This window comes from Pseudonocardia sp., from assembly GCF_029263155.1.
In the GTDB taxonomy this organism is placed as follows: Bacteria; Actinomycetota; Actinomycetes; order Mycobacteriales; family Pseudonocardiaceae; genus Pseudonocardia.
This window is the reverse complement of sequence record NZ_JAJCYB010000008.1, coordinates 45756-63644: the sequence shown is the minus strand read 5'-3', so window position 1 is coordinate 63644 and position 17889 is coordinate 45756. Positions and strand designations below refer to the sequence as shown.

Here is a 17889-nt window from a genome sequence, read left to right as displayed (position 1 = left end):
GAGCCGGCACCCCCTCGTGCCCGGCAGCCACACTGTCGTCGGTCTCAGCTGTTCAGGCAACGGGTCAGCGCATCCGGGATGTCGTCGATCCCCGGCACCGGGACGCACTCGCCGTGCCCGGCCGCCGCGAGCCGTCCGCAGGCCTGCAGCCGGGCCTGCGCCGTGGCCGTCGCGAGCACGTGCAGGCGCGGGAAGCGCCGCGCGACGGTCGCCGGATCCCCGCCGTGGTTGCTCACCCCGTCGGTGACCAGGATGCCGATCTTGTCCCGCGCCCGGGACGGTTCGAGCAGGCGAAGGCCGGTCACCAGCCCGAGCGAGATGTCGGTGAGCCCCTCCGGGCGGACGGCGAGCACATCCTCGACGACCCGGGTCACCGGTTGCGGGTTCTCGACCGAGGTGACGACGGCGACCCGGCTCCAGAACAGCACCGTCGCGAGGTCGTCCCGCCCGGCGGTCGCCGCCGCGGCCGACGCGGCGGCCAGCGCCGCCCGGATGAGCGGGGCGCCGCGCATCGAGCCGCTCACGTCGAGCATCAGCGCGACGCCGCGGCGGCCCGCGGAGCGTTCCTGCACCCAGATGTCCTCGTGGCCGGGGTAGGGGTTGGCGGCGAGCTCCTCGAGGCTGCGGTCCAGGTCGAGGTCGTCGGACTGGAAGCGGAACCGGGCAGGTCGCAGCGTGCCGGTGCCGCGCCTGCCCCGGGTTTGCCGGGCGCGCCGCACGACGATCTGCATCGCCAGCCGGTGGACCAGCGCGGGATCGATACCGGCGAGGCGGCGGCGGTGGTGCCGCCGGGTCGCCCGCCCGGCGGAACCCGTGACGAGGTCGGTGAGGTCATCGAGCTCCTGGTCGGTGAGGGCCGTCCCTCCCGGTGGGAGGGTGTTCCCCGGGTCCGTCGACCCCGCGGTGTCCCCGGCCACCGAGCGGGACACCTGCGCCGCGCCGCCGGCCCCGGCGCCCGGCTCGCCGGGGGACCGGCGGGACGGCTCGACCGTCCGGTCCGGCCCGGCGTCGCGCACCCACGCCGGCCGGGTGCCCCGCCGGACGATCGCCGAGGGCAGCGCCACCGCTGCCGCCGAGCCGGCCGCGGCGGCCACCCGCACGACGGCCTCGTCCTCCCAGATCTCGCGGATCACGTCCTCGGCGCTGCGCCCGCCCGCGTCCCGGACGGCGACCCGGCCCGAGAGCGCGACCAGTGCCGCGCGGATCACCACGTCGAGCGAGGCGGGGTCGCGGTCGCGCAGGTCGACGTCCTCGAGCCGGGCGAGCTGCCGGGCCACCGCCGCGAGATCGATCGACCCCCGAACCGAGGCGCCCCGGACCAGGTCGGGGTGCTCGCGGGTGGCGCGCCCGACGGTCACCGCCATCCCGACCAGCCACGCGGGCGTGGCCGGATCGTGGCGGCGCAGAATGGTCCGCTCCTCCTCGGCCCGCTGCTGGTGAAGGCGCAGCCGCACCAGCCGCTCGGCGAACGCCCGGCCGAGCGGGTGGGTGCCACCTGGGTCGCCGTCGTTGGCCGTGGCCACCAGGCCGAAGCCGGGTGCGGCGCCCACCTCGCCCACCCTGGGCACCGCGATGCGCCGCTCGTCGAGCGGCCCGAGGAGCAGGTCGAGCATCCCCGGGGGCATCCGGTTGGCCTCCTCGACGTGCAGCAGCCAGCCCCGGCGCATGGCGACGAGCAGCGGTCCGTCCACGAAGCCCGCGGCGTCGAAGCCGCGGCGCATCACGTGCGCGGGGTCGTGGTGGCCCAGCAGCGCGCCCGCGGTGATCGCCGCACTGCCCTCGACGACGAGCATCCGGCGTTCGAGCGCCGCGGCCACGTCCCGGACCAGCAGCGACTTCCCGGTGCCCGCCGGGCCCTCGACGAGCAGGTCACGCCCGGCCCGCAGTCCGGCGACGAGCATGCGGCGCTCGGCCCGGCGGCCGACCAGCGGCACCGGCGCGGACCCTGGCATCACCGGACCCGGCCGGACACGAGCTCGGTGATGACGTCCTCCGGCGTGCGCTCGGCCGCATCCACCACCGCGATCTTGCTGGACAGGGCGAGGCGGGCGGCGTCGAGCAGCACCGCGTCCACGTCCGGGCGCTCGAAGGGCAGGGCGCCGATCGCGGCGAGCTGCCGGGCGACCAGCACGAGATCGATCGCGCCCCCGCACCGAGGAACCCGTTCGCAGGTCGGGGTGCTCGCGGCTGGCCCGCACCAGCTCGACGGCGAGCGCCACGACGTCCGAGGACGGCGCGCAGCCGGTGCGCAGTGCGACGATCTCCCGCTCCTCGGCCGCGGACTGGTAGCCGACTGCGAGGCGACAGAGCCGGTCGTAGATCGAGACGCTGACCCTGGACGTCCCCACGTTGTCGAACGGGTTCATCGCCACGACCAGCCGGAAGGAGTCCAGCGCCGGGATCCGCCCGACCCTCGGCACGGTCAGCTCCCGCTCGGCCATCGCGGTGAGCATGGCGTTGAGGGTGTCCTCCGGGACCCGGTTGAACTCCTCGATGTAGAGGAACCCGCCGCGCGCCATGGCGTCGGGCAGCGGGCCTGCCACGAAGTCCTCGGGCCGGTAGCCGTGCCGCAGCACCCGGGCCGGGTCGTGGTAGCCGATCAGCTTCTGCGGGGTGAGGTCGGCGTTGCCCTCGACGAACACCAGCGGGATGCCGTAGTGGCCGGTGATCGCCCGCAGGATCGTGGACTTGCTGGTGCCCGGCGGGCCCTCCAGCAGCAGGTCGCGCCCGGCGGCCAGCACGGCCAGCACGCTGCGCACCTGCTCCTCGCGGCCCACGACCAGGTCGCGGACTGCGAGGTAGCGCTGCGTGATGTCGAGGCCGTCGCCGGGGTCCGACGTGCGGGCCTCGGCCGGGATCGTCCTCACGCGGTGTTGAACGCGTTCCAGCCCGCCGACACGTGCAGGGCCTCGCCGGTGATGTAGCGGGCCTCGGCGGAGGCCAGGAACATCATCGCGTTGGAGATGTCGATCGCCTCGATCCACGGCACCGGCACGGCGTTGAGCGAGGTGAACCCGGGGATGACGTCCTCGCGGCTCGGGCGCTCGACCCCGGGTGCGAACAGCGCGTAGAACGGCTCGTTGTGGATCATGTCGGTGTCCACGTTGGTTGGGCAGACGCAATTGACGGTCACACCGCTCGCGGCCACCTCCCGGGCCACCGACTTCACCAGGCCGATCACGCCCCATTTCGCGGCGCAGTAGTGCGCGACGGTCGGCAGGCCGGTGCGGCCCGCCATCGAGGACGTGGCGATGATCCGCCCCGATCCCTGGGCGACCATGTGCGGGATGACCGCCCGCATCGCCTTGAACACGCCCATGAGGTCGGTGTCGACCACGTCGCTCAACTGCTCGTCGGTCATCTCGGCGACCGGGGTCAGCGACAGCACGCCGGCGTTGGCGAGCAGGACGTCCACGCGGCCCAGCTCGGTCACCGCCTGATCGACCGCGGCGTTGATCTCCTCGGTGCTCCGCACGTCGGCGGTGACTGCCAGGCAGCGCTGGTCGAGCTTCTCCACCATCCGGGCGGTCTCGTCGAGATCGGCCCGCGTGCCCATCGTGTGCGGGATCGACCCGATCTGCCGGGCGATGTCGCAGACGACGATGTCGGCGCCCTCCTTGGCGAAGGCCAGCGCGTGCGACCGTCCCTGACCCTTCGCGCCGCCCGTCACGAAAACGACCTTGTCGTCGAAGCGTCCCATCAGTCCCGTCCCATCTCTGCGGCCCCGGATCGGTTGCGGCAGCCATCGTCGCCGTCGCCCCGCGCGCGCCCCACATCCCGGCGGGGCCAATCCCGGCGGCCGTTGAGCCCGCTGGGTCCGGTACCCGGAGCGGCCCGCGCCCGGCGGCCGCGAGCGGTCCGCGCGCGGCGGCGGTTGATCCCGGGAGGCCGAGCGGCGCTGCGCCATGGCCCTCGCCGGGGGTCGCCGACCGGGCCGCGCGCTGCCTAGCGTCGGGCCGATGGACGTGCTGAGAACCCCTGATGAGCGCTTCGCGGAGCTGCCCGACTACCCGTTCGTCCCGCACTACGTCGGGATCGGAGCGGGCGACGCGCTGCGCATGCACTACGTGGACGAGGGACCCCGCTCCGGGCCGGTGGTGCTGCTGCTGCACGGCGAGCCCACCTGGTCCTATCTCTACCGGCACACGGTCCCGGAGCTGGTCGCGGCCGGCCTGCGCGCGGTCGTGCCGGACCTCGTCGGGTTCGGCCGCTCCGACAAGCCTGGCGGCACCGCGGACTACACCTACCAGTCACATGTGGACTGGCTCGCGGAGTTCGTCGCCCGGGTGGGTATCGCGGGGGCCACCGTGGTCGGGCAGGACTGGGGAGGGCTGCTGGGGCTTCGGCTGGTGGCGCAGTCACCAGGTTTCGCGTCGTCCTACGTGGCCTGCAACCACGGCTTCCCGACCGGTGACATGGAGCCCAACGACGCGTTCCGCTCGTGGCTGGAGTACTCCCAGTCGGTGCCCGAGCTGCCGGTCGGCGAGATCGTCCTGAACGGCTGCGCGACCGATCCCGGGGACCGGGTCCGCGCCACCTACGACGCCCCGTATCCCGACGAGAGCCACAAGGCGGGGGCACGGGTGTTCCCGGTGCTGGTGCCGATCCGGCCCGACGACCCGGCCTCGGACGCGGTCCGTGCCGCCCGTGGGGTGCTGTCGGGCTGGGAGCGGCCGTTCCTCACCGTCTGGGGCGAGCAGGACGCCGTCACCCGCGGTGCCGACGAGATGTTCCACGCGCTGGTTCCCGGGGCGAAGGGGCAGCAGCACGTGCGCCTCGACGCCGGGCACAACCTGCCCGAGGACGCGGGCGCCGAGCTGGGCCGGATCGTCGCGGACTTCGCGCTGAGCGTGGCGGGTGCCCGTCGCTGACCTGCGAAGGGCCCGTCCACGCCGGCGGATCACACGGCGTGGACGGGCCTGCCTCAGCTGCCGATCAGCGCGTCTCGGACCATCTGCGTGCCTTTCACCATCGACTGGAGCTTGCGCTTCGCGACGATGTGCTTGATCCCGGTGAGCGTGCAGTCGTTGAACACCGACAGCCGCTCCGGTGGCACGACCGTCAACACCTTCCGGATGCCCTCGGCCACCTGCTCGGGGGTCTCGACCACCAGGCTCTTGCCGTTGATCACGCCGACGCCGAAGGCCTTGTCGGCCGGGATGGATTCGATCGCCTTGATGTCGAGGTCGCTGAAGCCGTGGCTGGCCATCTCGTACTGGATCTGGTCGCAGTCCAGGTCCCACAGCCAGGGGAACAGCTTGGCCCCGCGCATCTCGATCACGCCGGGCTGACCCTCCAGCTGGCCGTAGCAGATGTGCACCACCTTGAAGGCCTCCACACCCTCGAACGCGATGTTGATCGCCTCGATCACCCAGTCGGCCGGGTCGAAGAACGTCAGGACCTCGGCGAACTGCACCATCTCGGCGCCGCGGGCTACCATGTCCTTCAGCTCGACGTTCAGCGCGCGGGCCAGGTCGTTCGCCAACGCCTTGATGTCCCCGTAGTGGTGGTCGGTGATCATCGCGGCCATCGTGGCCGGCCCGACCGCGGCCTGGATCTTGTTCGGCTTGTCGGTCTGCTCGACCACCGCCTCGACCATCGGCTTGAAGATCGGCCGTCGCCAGCCGATCGGCCCGACGCACGTGGGCTTGTAGATCGGCAGCTCGTGGAACTCGCCTGCGTTGATCCGGTCGCCGTAGGGCACGAAGCCCTCCAGGCGGTCGAGGTAGTAGTGGAAGATCTCGCCCTGCTCGTAGTCGCTCTCCATCTCGTAGTGCTGGCAACCGTCGGTGACGATGTCGAGCCCGGCGTCGGTCATGTCCTTGATCGCCAGTGCCACGGCGTTGCGGTAGAGCGCTCTGGTCTCGAAGTCGGGGAACTCCGGGGAATGCACGCCCCCGATCGGGAACACCTTGCCGCGCAGGAACTGCGGTCTCGGGTACGACCCGACGATCGTGGTGGGCAGCAACACGTCCTCACCGCGCACGTTCACCATCTCTGCCTCCTGGAGTTGGTCCTGCCGGCAGACGGTAGGAACGGCGCGGGCGGCCGTCACGGCATCGCGGGGGCCAACCGTAGGAGCAATGTGGCTCGCCGGGGCCAGGCGGGGACGGCCCGGGACGCCGGGGCGGGACGCGGCCGGATCGGCGGGGACGGGTAGCCCGCCGGGGATCACCATCGCGCCGGGCTGGTCTCGCGGGGGCACCCGCGTGACGGAGGGCCACGGCGCCGTCGTCGCGCAGCGCAAGCCGGTCGCGGGAGCCCCGTCCGTGGCCCTCCGCGACCGGCCCGCTCGCTACGCCAGCCGCTCGCGGGCGATCCGGGTGCCCTCGACGAGCGCCGCGAGCTTGAGCTGGGCGTGCTCGAGCTTGAGGTTCAGCATGCCGCAGTCGGTGCTGACACAGATCCGCTCGGCGGGCACGTGGCGGGACGCCTCCACGAGACGGTCGGCGACGGCCTCGGGTGTCTCGATCACCATCGACTTCACGTCGATGACGCCGACGCCGAGGTTCATGTTGCTGGGGAGGCCCTTGAGGTACTGCAGGTCGCCGGGGCCCCGCCGCATCGTCTCCAGGTGGATCTGGTCGACGTCGGCCTCGAACGCGAACGGGAACATGTCCCGGCCGCGAGGCTCGCCGACACCGGGGTTGCCGCCCTGGTTGCCGTAACAGATGTGCCAGATCCGGTGCGCCTCCACGCCCTCGAACGCGGTGTTGATCACCTCGATGAACCAGGGTTCCTCCCCGTAGTAGGTGAGCGGCTCGTGGATCTGGATCCAGTCCACGCCGCGGGACACCAGGTTCTTGAACTCCGCGTTGAAGGCCTTCGCGATGTCCATCGCGAGCGGCTTCACGTCGCCGTAGTGCTTGTCCGTGCAGGCGAACGCGAAGAAGAGCGGGCCCTGAACGGCGATCTTGAGCGGCTGGTCGCCGGCCGCGAACCGGGCGACGTCGGCGGCCGGGCCGTACACCGGACGCACCCATTCGACGCTGTCGACGATCGCCGGGGCGTGGAACTTCTTGTAGAGCTCGATCACGATGGGGTCACCCCAGCGTTTCACGCCCTTGAGGTGGTGTCCCCAGAAGTGGAAGACCTGCCCGTACTCGTGGTTGGTCTCGGACTCGAAGTACTGCTGACCGTCACAGATCACGTCGATACCGGCGCGGCGCTGATCGTCCACGCAGAGCCGGACCGCGTCGGTGAAGCTCTCCTTGGTCCGGTAGTCGATGAAGTCGGGCTCGTCGTACTCGCCGAACACCTTCCCGGTCAGCCAGTTGGGGCGCGGATAGGACCCCACCATGGTCGTAGGAAGGAGAATGTCCTGGTCACGGACCTGCATGAGATGCTCCCTTCACGTTCATCGGCAACGGGTCGAGCGTAGGAACGACCCATCCACCGGTCTTCGTCCCGGTTCCGGCAAACATCGGCGCGCGACTGCATCCCGCAGACAGGTTCGCGACGGCGCTCCGGCGGCGGCTGTCCGCCCGGGCCGCGCCACGGGCGGCCGTCGCGTTGGTCGGACAGGACAAGGCCGTTGTCCCGGCGGGCCAACAAATCTGCTGACCTGCGCCCAACGGGACTAGCTTCCGTTCCAGGTCACTGCTGTGACCGGCCCCACACCGCTGTGTCGGTCGGGAGCCGTCCAAGAGGATCGAGGAAGGGAATCAGATGAGGGTCGGAGACCAGGAAATCCTCATTCCTACATCGATGGTCGGGAACTATCCGAACCCGCGCTGGTGGGACGCAGGACCGGTCCGCAACTGGACGGGTGATCAGGAGCCGCCCGACTCGTTCAACCAGGAGGCGTTCCAGGACGCGATGGCCTCACTGGTCGCCGACCAGACGATGGCCGGGCTGGACATCATCACCGACGGCCGCCTGCACGGCGACAACTACGCCGACCAGGCCCTGTACTACTACTACCGGCGGCTCGGCTACGACCTGAAGGGCGGCTACCTCGGCTTCCCGATCTACTCCCGGCTGCACGCAGGCACCGCGACCCACGAGATCAGGCGCCACGGCGCGATCATGGTGGAGCAGGCTCGGGCGCTGAAGCGGGCCACGAACAAGCCCACCAAGGTGCAGTACACCGGCATCCAGGTGCTCGCCCAGGCCACCAACGACCTGCACTACGACAACGGCAGGGACCGCGCGCTGGCCATCGCCGCCGCGATCAACGAGGACATCCTCGAGGTCGACGCGATGGGCGTCGACTTCATCCAGCTCGACGAGTTCACCTGGCCCTACTTCTACGAGGACTGGGCCATCGAGGCCTTCAACCGCGCGGTGCAGGGCGTGCAGCACGCGCAGATCATCTGTCACGTCTGCTGGGGCAACTGGGGTGGTACGCCCGCCTACATGCCCGACGACAGCGCGGCGGCCGGGGAGATCTTCGACCTGACGCAGCGGAAGGGTGAGGCGCCGTCGGCCACGGCGTCGATCATCCCGAAGGCGTATGAGGGCAACATGAACGTGTTGAACCTGGAGAACTGCGGCCGTCGCTCCGACGACCTCTCCGGGCTCGACGTGATCAAGAACCACCCGCTCCCGGAGAACATGATGTTCTGGGCCGGAGTGATCGACGTGAAGTCGACGATCACCGAGACCGCCGAGCAGGTCGCCGACCGGATCCACCGGTTGCTGGAGTACATCCCCGCCGAGAAGCTGGGGGTCACCACCGACTGCGGCCTGATCCTGCTGCAGCGCTACATCGCCATCGACAAGCTGCACGCGCTGGCGGCAGGCGCCGAGATCGTCCGGAAGCAGCTGGGAGGCTGATCCCGTGCCGGTGCTGGAGCTGTGCTGCCCGGACTGCGGGCACGAGTTCCGGTCACTGGTGATGGAGGGGGCGAAGGTCCCCACGGTGTGGGTGTGCTCGGTGTGCGGAAGCCGCCGGGCACACCCACAGCGGACCGTCGAGGTCACCGATCACCCGTGGTCGGGCGGGCAGTCGTGCCGGTGCTGCGGCTGATATCCCGCTTGTCCGAACGGGATCAGATCAGCACCATCACCTATCCCGCCGGGACAGCAGCCGGGGTGAGGTGAACGGGTAGCGTTCGGGCGGTCGAAAGGGGTCAACGATGAGTCTTCCGGTCGCCGCGGACGACAGGTACATCGAGCTGTCGCTCGAGTCTGTGCTGCTGCGCGTCGCCGACCACGTCGGGGTCTTCTACCGGGGTGACGAGGAGCGTGACGCTTTCGTCACGCCGCTGGTCGCCGCGGCGCTGGCCGCGGACTGCGGCGTGATCTACGTCTGCGACCGGAGCGCGCCCGATCAGGTCGCGCAGCGGCTCATCGGCGCCGCGGTGGACGTCGAGGAGGCCCGGCGGCGGGGCCAGATCCGCATCGTGGCCTCCACCGAGGTCTACCTCGCCGGTGGGTGTTTCGACCCCGCGCGCACCGTCGACTTCTACCAGCGGGCGTCGGTGGGCAGCGACCAGCGGGGATATCCGGTCGTGTGCGTCATCGGTGAGATGAGCTGGAGCCTGCGCGGCTGTCCGGGCACCGAGCGCCTGCTCGAGTACGAGGCCCTCTACGCGCGCGAGTTCGGCACCGCGGCGGCCATCACGCTGTGCCTCTACGACCTGGAGCAGACCCGCGGGGAGCAGATCTTCGACCTGCTGCGGCTGCACCATCGCGTGGTCCTCAACGGCATCGAGATGCAGAACCCGTGCGTCGATCCGGGGGTTCTTCTCGGCGGCGCGGCGCCCTGACCGCCGGCTGCGGATATGGAGCTGTCGTGACACCCGACATCCGAAGTGCCGCGGCCGGCGGGGACGAGGGCCTGCAGGGAACGGTCGCCGGGCTCAACGCCGTGGTCATGCTCGGGTCGTTCATGCACGCCGCGCCCAGCGCCGAGAAGACCGCCGAGCTGTCCGCAGGCGGGCTCGCGGCGCTGACCCGCCTCCCGCTGGCCGCGGTGGCCTGGTACGCCGACGGCCCGGACGGCCTGCTGCGCGTCGCGGGCCGCTGCGAGGGCGGCCCGGGCATCAGCGCAGGCGTGGCGACCGCCCTGCGCCGGATCGGCACCGACCTTTCGGTGTTCCGCCCTACCCGGCGGACCGCCGCCGAGCTGCCGCGGACCCTGCGCCGGGCCGGGGTGGAGGAGCTCTTCGCGCTCCCGTTGCGGGTCTCCACCGACCACTTGGGTTTCCTGCTGGCCGGCGGCGAGCCGGGCTCGCTCCCCGGCGATCTCACCCTCATCCAGGCGCTGGGCGCGCAGACCTCGACGGCGTTGTACGTGGCACGCCTGCACGAGTCCGAAGCGCTGCGCCTGCGGGAGCTGCGAGACCTCGCCGCCGAGCTGCGGGCGCAGGGGGAACTGCTGTCCCGCGCGTTGCGTCTGCAGGAGGAGCTGATCGCCCTGGTGCTGCGGGGCAAGGACGCCCATACCATCGTCGACCACGTCGGTCGGCAGCTCGGCGCCCCCGTCTGGCTGCTCGACTCCGAGCGGAACACGATCGCCCACGCGACCGGCGACGGGGCGACCGCAGGCGCGTTGCCCCGCCCCTCCGAGCTCGCGCGGGCGATCGGAACGCACCACCCGGACCGTGACCCTCGCACGGTCGAGATGGCCACCGCGACCGGGACGCGGTCCTTCCTGGTGCAGAGCGTCGCCACGGACCGGGAGGCGTTCGGCTACCTGCTGGTCGGCTCGACGTCGCTCGGTGCCGTGGACCGCACCACGTTCCAGGGCGGCAGGCTGGTGCTCGCGCTGCGGCTGCTCATCGAACGCAGCGTGGCCGACGCCGAGGAGCGGCTGGGCCGCGATCTTCTCCAGGACGCGCTGCTGCACCGCGGCGGGAAGCTCACCTCGGCGGGTCTGGCCGGCCGGCTGGGCTACGAGGTCGACGGGCCCGCGGCCGTGATCGCGATCAGGACCCGTTGCCGCGCAGGAAACACCGCCGCGCCGGACGCCTCGACGCGCCGGGTCGCCGCGGAGGTACGGGAGCAGCTGCGCAACGGCCCCCGCGGCCTGGCCGGGGTCATCGGGGCCGAGACGATCGTGATCGTGCGGGCCGACGCCGTGCAGGAGTGCGCGCGCCGCCTGCTGGAGCGGATCCGGGCGTCGGTGCCTGCGCTGCACGTGGCGATCGGGATCAGCGACACCCGTCCCGGTCTCGACGATCTCGAGCCCGCATACCGGGAGGCGCTGGTCGCCGTGGCGATGGCTCAGCGGTCGATGACGGAGCGGTCCGGGGCAGGCCTGCTCCGGTTCGCGGACCTGGGGCTGCACCGGATGCTGTTCGACGTGGATCATGTCGAGCGGGTGGAGGAGCACGTCGAGCGCTGGATCGGCCCGTTGCTGCGCTACGACGCCGACCACCGCGCCCGGCTGGTCGAGACGTTGAGCGCCCACCTGATGGGTGACGGCCAGCAGTCGATCGCCAGGGCGTTGTGGATCCACCCGTCCACGCTCAAGTACCGGCTGCGGCGGATCCGGGAGATCCTCGGGGCCGACTTCGCGCAGTCGGACATGCGGTTCAACATCGAGCTCGCCCTCCGCCTCAACGAGGGACTGGTCACCATCCGCAACGGCGCGCCCCCGGATCGCTGACCGGGATGCAGCCGACCCGCTCCCATCTGGGGTTGCTGCAGTCCGCGTCGTTCGTCAGCAGCTATGACCGGTTCGCCATGGCACCGCTGCTGCTGGTCATCGCCGCTGATCTGGGCGTCTCGCTGGGTGCTGCGGCGGCCGCGGCGAGCGTCTACTACCTCGCCTACGGGCTGATGCAGCCGGTGTGGGGGACCCTGAGCGAGCGGATCGGCCGGGTGCGGACGATGCGGTTGGGCCTGGCCGTCGGCGTGCCAGCCGGGATCGCGTCCGCGGTCGCCCCGGACCTGATCACGCTGACGCTGACCAGGGGCGTGGTCGGTGGCTGCTTCTCGGCGGTGATCCCGGCCGCGCTCGTGTACGTCGGGGATTCATGGCCTGCGCACGTGCGGCAGCGACCGCTGAGCGACGTGCTGGCGGCCACCGCGCTGGGCACCGCGGGCGGCACGGTGGGCGCAGGTCTGATCGCCGACGTCTCCACGTGGCGCCTCGCACTCGCGGCCTCGGCGGTGGCCGGTGGTGCGCAGTGGATCGCGCTGCGCAGGCTGCCCGAACCGGCCGGTCAGCGCACGGCCGACCGGCCGCGACTCCTGGTCGCCCGGGTGCTCACGCGACCGTGGGCGGTCGCCGTTCTGGCGCTGGCGTTCGCCGAGGGCATCGCGATGGTGGGGATGTTCGTCTACCTCGCGCCCGCCCTGCAGTCCGCGGGCGCGACGGTCGGGGTCGCCGGCGTCGTGGTCAGCCTGTTCGGTGTCGGTGTGCTGGCCTCTTCGTGGCTGGTGAAGGCACTGGTCGGGCGGCTCCCACCGGCCGGCCTCGCCGCGATCGGCGGAGTCCTGATCATGTTGGGCTGGGCCGTGGTGTCGGTCGAGGTCGGCCTCGCGACGGTGCTGGCCGCGTGCGCGCTGCTCGGTGCCGGGTGGGCGTTCTTCCACTCCACCCTGCAGGGCTGGGCCACCGACGTGGTGCCGACGGCGCGCGCGACCGCCGTGTCGCTGTTCGTCGCCGCCCTGTTCGTGGGTGGTGCGGTCGGCACCGCGCTTGCGGCGCCGCTTGCCGACGCGCGCGCCTTCGTCCCGATGTTCCGGATCGCGCTGGTGCTGGCCCTGCCGGTGACGGTGGCGGTGGTCTGGGGCCAGTCCCGGTACGAGCGGGCCCGTTCCGCGGAACGGCGTTGAACGGCACCACGACGCTTCGTCCCGGGCGTGCTAGTCGGAGCCCCGGCTTCGCACGGCCAAGACCAAGACCCGCCGCTCACCCCCTCCCTACGATCGAACCCGCTGTAGTCGCCTTCGACACCGGCGCCCGCCGACGCGGCAGGCGCCGGTCGACGGCTGCCGGATCGTCGGTGAGCGCCCGTCACCCGAGCTAGCGAAGGAGTCAACGATGAAGGTCCGAGGCCAGGACGTCCTGCTGCCCGCCACGCTCGTCGGGGCCTACCCCCGGCCGATCTTCATGGAGGGCAAGGTCTTCCCCGTCGGCGTGCACGAGCCCGAGTACGTCAGCTACCGGATGCGCGAGCTCTACCAGCACGCCGTCTCCTCAGCCGTGCACGACATGCTCGACGTCGGCCTGGACATCGTCACCGACGGCGGCCAGTACTACGAGAACGAGACCGGCTACGAGTACGCCGAGCTGTTCCACGCGATGGCCCACAAGCTGGGGGGCTACGCCGGCTACGGCGACCGGATCCAGGTCGGTGCGTTCGACTTGCCGATCTACAAGCCGACCGTGCTCGGCGACGTCGCATGGCGGCGCCCGGTGTTCAAGCCGGTCGCCGAGGCCGTCCGCGAGGTGACCGATGCCCCGTTGAAGATCAACGCGTCACTCGGCCCGGCCACGCTGGCCGCACTATCGACCGATCAGCACTACCACGACCTCAAGGCGCTGTCCCAGGACGTCGCCAAGGCCTACAACGCGGAGTTCAAGGACCTCGAACGCCGGGGCGTCGACATCATCCAGATCACCGAGCCGCTCACCTTCTTCGAGCCAGAGGACTGGATCATCTCCGCCATCAACACCGCGTTCGACGGCGTGAACGCCTACAAGCAGGTGCACATCTGCTACGGCCACGAGGAGGGCCAGCCCGGCATCCTCGACCTGAAGGCCGACCGGCTGTTCCCCTGGGCGTTCGACCTGAACTGCGACCAGATCCACTTCCAGATGGCCAGCCACGAGTTCGCCGAGGTGGACTCGCTGCGGGGCTGGCCTGCCGACAAGGACCTCGGCGTCGGGGTGGTGGACATCGAGCTGCTCCGCGTGGAGACGCCGCAGCAGATCGCGGGCTGGCTGCACCGGCTCTTCGACGCCGTCCCGCCCGAGCAGGTGTCGGTCTCCACCGACTGCGGCATCGCGTCCATGCGGCGCAACGTCGCCAAGGCCAAGCTCGGCGCGATCGTGGCAGGGCGCGATCTCGCCAGGGCGCAGCTGACCGGGAGCTGATACCGGGCGGCCTCGACGCTATTGGCCTCGATCCGGTCCTGGGTGGGCGGGCCACGGCTCGGGCTGCAGCAGGTGCATGGCGCGTCAGTTGCCGGCCGACCAGCCGGGTCGGGTGACCGCTCGTCCGAGTTCCAGCCGGTGCCCGGCCGATCCCCGACCATGATCATCGGCCACACGGAGCTGCTTGGAGTCGGTGCTGCCAACGGGTTTGCCTCCGCGCGGTGCCGGGCCACGAGAACATCGCCGTCTCGGTACCGGGAGCCGCGGTTTCGAGGGCTTGATCATCGGCCGGGTACCGGGGCCCGCGTATTTCGCGGTTCGGGCCCGAGCTGGTGATCAAGGGGGCCGCCGGCATCCATCGGCGACGGGTCCCGCCTGCGCGTCGCGACCGGGCAACGCGCTCGGATCGCGGTCCGGCGGCCCCGATCGTTGATCATGATGCTTGGTCGGGGCACCGACCCGAGGAGACACCACGGACGTCGACCTGGGTGGCGAGCACCGCGAGGCGGTCGGCGACGGTGCGGTCGCCGAAGCAGACCGCGGTGGGCAGCGCGACCACCTCCACCGCGGGCTGGGCCTGGGAAGCGGCCAGGTTGGCGGCCTGCCTGGCGAGCGTGGTCGCCTCGCCGGTGGCGCCTTCGGCTGCGGCGACCCACGCGCGGGCGAGCACCAGGTCGGGCTCGCGGAACACCAGTGACGGGTGTCGCTGGGCCTCCATGTCGGTGGCGGCTTCTCGGGCCGCAGCAGCGTCACCGGCCATGCCGAGCGCGAGGGTGAGGCTCAGGGCGCGATGTAGGACCAGGCCGGTTCCTTATCCCGCAGTTCGGCACCGGCCTCCCGGAACCAGCGCGCTGCGGTGCAGCAGCTCGGCCAGCCCGGGCGTGAGCTGCGGGCGGCCCGACCACCGCCACACCCCGCCCACCTTCTCCAACCGGCCGGCGTCCAGCTCGCCGTCGACGAGCTGCTGCAGGTACGGCGTGTTGCCGCGGGTGATCGTCCACAGGTCGTGGGCGGCGGCGCTGCCCACCGGCCCGCCGAGCACGCCTTCCAGCAGGGAGGCGGTCTGCTCGGCCGCCAGCGGGCGCAGCTCCAGGCGGTGCAGGTGCCCGTCCTTCCACAGCCCGGTCACCGCGTCCGGTGCCGGCTCGCCGCTGCGCAGGGTGAGCACGACTGTGGCTTCGCGGCGCAGTACCAGTTGGTGTACGAGCGTCGCGGACAGCTCGTCGAGGAGGTGGGCGTCGTCCACCCCCAGTACCGCGCCGCCCCGCCCGGCGCCGGACAGCAGCGCCTCGCCTGCCTGCCGGAGCAGCAAGGTCGGGTCCGAGCCGACCGCGCCCAGCGTCGCGGCGAAGGCGCCCAGCGGCAGCCCGCGCGCCGAGGCCGTCGCAGCCGCCCACCGGGTGACCGCCCCGCGCTGCTCGGCCGCGGCCAGTGCCGCGCGGGCCAGGCGGGTCTTGCCCACCCCGGGTGCCCCGGCGAGCACGACCCCGGACGGACCGTTCCCGCGAACGGTGAGCCCACCGATGAAGCGCAGCTCCTCGGCCCGCCCGATCAACGGCCACCCCGCGGGCACGCGGCCATCGTCAGCCGGAAGGCACCCGCTCGGGGAGAGCTCGGCGCAGGGGCTCCTCGGGACCCCGGGCCCCGGACAACTGACCACGGAGCTCAACGGGACCCAGGATTTGGTCTGGATCGGACGACGCCGCTGGCCTGGAGGCGTTCCTACGATCGGCGGAGCCGACTGCCGGGTCGGGAACCGCCCGGGACCGATGGGGAGCTGCGGATGAGGACACTCGACCTGTCGACGGAGGAACGCGTCGTTCCCGGTGACCTCATCGCGACGCTCGACGCGCGCGCTGCGGACGAGGGACCCAACCCGACCGAATGGCCCGGCCTCACCGTGTACCGCTTCACCCGCCCGACGCCACCGCAGTGGGACGACGTGGGCGGCCTGTCGCTGTGCGTCGTGGCGCAGGGGCGCAAGGCGGTGACGGTGCACGACGTCGAGCACCGCTACGACCCGTTCAACTACCTGGTGCTCAAGCGGGGGCTGCGGTTCCAGGCGCAGATCCTCAGCGCCACTGCCGAGCTCCCCTTCCTGTCCTTCGTGCTGCAGATCGACCCCGCGATGGTCCGGCGCGTCTGCGCCGACATGCTCGAACGGACGGCCACCACGTTCCACCGGCCGGTGGCCCACGCGTCCGGCGACGCCTACGTCTCCCCGCTGGACCTCGACCTGGTCGGCGCGGCGCTGCGGTTCGTCAAGGCCGTCGGCAGGGGCACAGACCGCCGGGTGCTCGCACCCATCTACCTGCAGGAGATCGTCTACCGGCTGCTGCAGTCCGAGCAGTGCGACCGCCTCGTCCGCGCGGCCGCCGAGGAGAGCGGGAAGAACCCCGTCGCCGACGTCATCCAGTACGTCACCGAGCGGATCTCCGAGCCACTGACCATCGCCGACCTTGCCGAGCACGTCTCGATGAGCCCGTCGACGTTCGCCCACCTGTTCCGGGAGGTCACCGGGATGTCGCCGTACCAGTTCGTGAAGCGGCTACGCCTCGACCGCGCCCGCACGATGCTCGTGGAGGGCGACAGGAACGTCAGCGAGGTGGCCCGCGGGGTCGGGTACGCGAGCCTGTCGGCGTTCATCACCGAGTTCAAGCGGCACTTCGGGGTGACGCCGCGGGCCTACACGGAGGCGCAGCGCGGCGGGGTTGCGCTCCGCGTGGACCGGGCGACCGCCCCGATCTGAGCAGGCCGCAGGAATCGGCAACTTCTCCGCAGGAATCCCGGTAACCCGCCCGCCGCGCCGTTCCTAGTGTTCCCGATCACATCGCCACCCAGTGACGGGAGCACACCATGCCGCGACTGCTCTACCTGGTTACCAGCGCCCGCGAGATGCGACTCGCGGACGGGACACCGCACGAGACCGGCTTCTTCGCCGAGGAGGCGGCCGTCCCGTACCGGCGGTTCGTCGCGGCCGGGGTCGACGTCGTCGTCGCGACGCCGGACGGTCGGGCGCCGCACGCCGACTCGTACGGCCTGCAGCCGATCTTCCACATGCCCGACGAGGACGAGGACTTCCTCGGCTCGATCACCCGGACCTTCGCGCCGGACGTCGACGACATCCGGCTGACGCTGCGCCAGCTCACCGGGCTCGGGCTGGGGGCGTCCCGGCGGATCGTGCTGGCGATGCGCGATGCCGGGACGCCGGTCGAGGAGGCTCGCTCCCTCGTCGCCCGGGCCGCCCGCACCGCGTGGCGCGAGGACCGCCAGCTCGCCGACGTGCTCACCGACGACGGCTTGGGCAGCTCGCTGACCCGGGCGGAGGTGGATGCCGCGGTCGCCGCGCATCATGCCGCGAGCCAGGCGATCTCCGACTCGCTGGCCGCCGAGCTCGCCGCCATCCCGGGATTTCAGGCGCCGGTGGACCTCTCGACCATGTCCGACGCGGAGATGGGCACCTTCGACGCCGTGTTCGTCCCCGGCGGTCACGGCCCGATGATCGATCTCGCCGACAACCCCGACGTCACGCGGCTGCTGCAGATCCTGCACCGCCGGAATGCCACCGTCGCGTCGTTGTGCCACGGGCCGGCCGCGCTGCTTGCCGCGGGGGGTCGCGACGACGGCCAGTGGCTCTTCGAGGGCTACCGCCTCACCTGCTTCACCGACGAGGAGGAGGACCAGACGGTGGCCGGGCAGCTCGGTATGCCCTGGTACCTCGACACCGCGCTGAAGAACGCGGGCGCGGTGTTCGACGACGCCCCGTCGGCGTGGGTGTCGCACGTGGTGGTCGACCGCAACCTGATCACCGGGCAGAACCCCGGCTCGTCCGACGCCGTCGCCGACGCCGTCCTCAAGTCACTCGCCGCGCTGTGACCGTTCTCGACGCACTC

14 protein-coding genes are annotated in these 17889 nt (G+C 71.6%); 8 read left to right on the top strand and 6 right to left on the bottom strand.

What is annotated here, in order from left to right; translation table 11 throughout:
• Positions 1-44 precede the first annotated feature (44 nt).
• Complete coding sequence (locus tag Q1K26_RS00995; protein WP_300007080.1) at positions 45-2867, bottom strand: AAA family ATPase; 2823 nt, start codon at positions 2865-2867, stop codon at positions 45-47.
• The gene (locus tag Q1K26_RS00990; protein ID WP_300007079.1) at positions 2864-3700 is read right to left on the bottom strand and encodes a mycofactocin-coupled SDR family oxidoreductase; all 837 of its coding nucleotides are present in this window, start codon (positions 3698-3700) and stop codon (positions 2864-2866) included. The genes Q1K26_RS00995 and Q1K26_RS00990 overlap by 4 nt, the downstream gene beginning before the upstream one ends.
• A gap of 259 nt (positions 3701-3959) precedes the next feature.
• Here Q1K26_RS00990 and Q1K26_RS00985 point away from each other — a divergent pair, with 259 nt between their 5' ends.
• Complete coding sequence (locus tag Q1K26_RS00985) at positions 3960-4871, top strand: haloalkane dehalogenase (RefSeq protein ID WP_300007077.1); 912 nt, start codon at positions 3960-3962, stop codon at positions 4869-4871.
• Positions 4872-4924: 53 nt separating this feature from the next.
• Here the strand turns inward: Q1K26_RS00985 and Q1K26_RS00980 are convergent, their stop codons facing one another.
• Entirely contained in the window at positions 4925-5995 is a 1071-nt protein-coding gene (locus tag Q1K26_RS00980; RefSeq protein ID WP_300007075.1) for a hypothetical protein, read from the bottom strand.
• A 300-nt stretch (positions 5996-6295) separates the two neighbouring features.
• Complete coding sequence (locus Q1K26_RS00975; RefSeq protein WP_300007073.1) at positions 6296-7339, bottom strand: hypothetical protein; 1044 nt, start codon at positions 7337-7339, stop codon at positions 6296-6298.
• A 329-nt stretch (positions 7340-7668) separates the two neighbouring features.
• Here Q1K26_RS00975 and Q1K26_RS00970 point away from each other — a divergent pair, with 329 nt between their 5' ends.
• The 5 genes from Q1K26_RS00970 (at position 7669) to Q1K26_RS00950 (ending at position 13996) form a co-directional block, all read left to right on the top strand.
• The gene (locus Q1K26_RS00970; protein WP_300007071.1) at positions 7669-8778 is read left to right on the top strand and encodes a cobalamin-independent methionine synthase II family protein; all 1110 of its coding nucleotides are present in this window, start codon (positions 7669-7671) and stop codon (positions 8776-8778) included.
• 302 nt (positions 8779-9080) lie between these two features.
• Complete coding sequence (locus tag Q1K26_RS00965; protein WP_300007069.1) at positions 9081-9713, top strand: MEDS domain-containing protein; 633 nt, start codon at positions 9081-9083, stop codon at positions 9711-9713.
• A 26-nt stretch (positions 9714-9739) separates the two neighbouring features.
• Positions 9740-11557 (top strand): helix-turn-helix domain-containing protein, encoded by a 1818-nt coding sequence (locus tag Q1K26_RS00960; protein WP_300007067.1) that lies wholly within the window; start codon positions 9740-9742, stop codon positions 11555-11557.
• 5 nt (positions 11558-11562) lie between these two features.
• Positions 11563-12732, top strand: coding sequence for an MFS transporter (locus Q1K26_RS00955; protein ID WP_300007065.1), 1170 nt, complete (start codon positions 11563-11565; stop codon positions 12730-12732).
• 208 nt (positions 12733-12940) lie between these two features.
• Positions 12941-13996: a hypothetical protein gene (locus Q1K26_RS00950; protein ID WP_300007063.1), complete on the top strand. Its 1056-nt coding sequence runs from the start codon at positions 12941-12943 to the stop codon at positions 13994-13996.
• Between the two features lie 433 nt (positions 13997-14429).
• Here Q1K26_RS00950 and Q1K26_RS00945 read toward each other — a convergent pair whose 3' ends face one another.
• Positions 14430-14714: a hypothetical protein gene (locus tag Q1K26_RS00945; protein ID WP_300007061.1), complete on the bottom strand. Its 285-nt coding sequence runs from the start codon at positions 14712-14714 to the stop codon at positions 14430-14432.
• Positions 14715-14807: 93 nt separating this feature from the next.
• The gene (locus tag Q1K26_RS00940; RefSeq protein WP_300007059.1) at positions 14808-15569 is read right to left on the bottom strand and encodes an AAA family ATPase; all 762 of its coding nucleotides are present in this window, start codon (positions 15567-15569) and stop codon (positions 14808-14810) included.
• 210 nt (positions 15570-15779) lie between these two features.
• Here Q1K26_RS00940 and Q1K26_RS00935 point away from each other — a divergent pair, with 210 nt between their 5' ends.
• A complete protein-coding gene (locus Q1K26_RS00935) occupies positions 15780-16745 on the top strand; it encodes an AraC family transcriptional regulator (protein WP_300007057.1) in 966 nt (321 codons plus the stop codon).
• A gap of 107 nt (positions 16746-16852) precedes the next feature.
• Positions 16853-17872, top strand: a complete 1020-nt coding sequence (locus tag Q1K26_RS00930; protein ID WP_300007055.1) for a DJ-1/PfpI family protein — start codon at positions 16853-16855, stop codon at positions 17870-17872.
• The last annotated feature ends 17 nt before the right edge of the window (positions 17873-17889 follow it).

Excerpts from the sequence above, each read along its gene's own strand:
- Q1K26_RS00990 (WP_300007079.1), bottom strand. The coding sequence starts at position 3,700 with ATGGGACGCTTCGACGACAAGGTCGTTTTCGTGACGGGCGGCGCGAAG.
- Q1K26_RS00985 (WP_300007077.1), top strand. The coding sequence starts at position 3,960 with ATGGACGTGCTGAGAACCCCTGATGAGCGCTTCGCGGAGCTGCCCGAC.
- Q1K26_RS00980 (WP_300007075.1), bottom strand. The coding sequence starts at position 5,995 with ATGGTGAACGTGCGCGGTGAGGACGTGTTGCTGCCCACCACGATCGTC.
- Q1K26_RS00975 (WP_300007073.1), bottom strand. The coding sequence starts at position 7,339 with ATGCAGGTCCGTGACCAGGACATTCTCCTTCCTACGACCATGGTGGGG.
- Q1K26_RS00970 (WP_300007071.1), top strand. The coding sequence starts at position 7,669 with ATGAGGGTCGGAGACCAGGAAATCCTCATTCCTACATCGATGGTCGGG.
- Q1K26_RS00965 (WP_300007069.1), top strand. The coding sequence starts at position 9,081 with ATGAGTCTTCCGGTCGCCGCGGACGACAGGTACATCGAGCTGTCGCTC.
- Q1K26_RS00955 (WP_300007065.1), top strand. The coding sequence starts at position 11,563 with ATGCAGCCGACCCGCTCCCATCTGGGGTTGCTGCAGTCCGCGTCGTTC.
- Q1K26_RS00950 (WP_300007063.1), top strand. The coding sequence starts at position 12,941 with ATGAAGGTCCGAGGCCAGGACGTCCTGCTGCCCGCCACGCTCGTCGGG.
- Q1K26_RS00945 (WP_300007061.1), bottom strand. The coding sequence starts at position 14,714 with ATGGAGGCCCAGCGACACCCGTCACTGGTGTTCCGCGAGCCCGACCTG.
- Q1K26_RS00935 (WP_300007057.1), top strand. The coding sequence starts at position 15,780 with ATGAGGACACTCGACCTGTCGACGGAGGAACGCGTCGTTCCCGGTGAC.
- Q1K26_RS00930 (WP_300007055.1), top strand. The coding sequence starts at position 16,853 with ATGCCGCGACTGCTCTACCTGGTTACCAGCGCCCGCGAGATGCGACTC.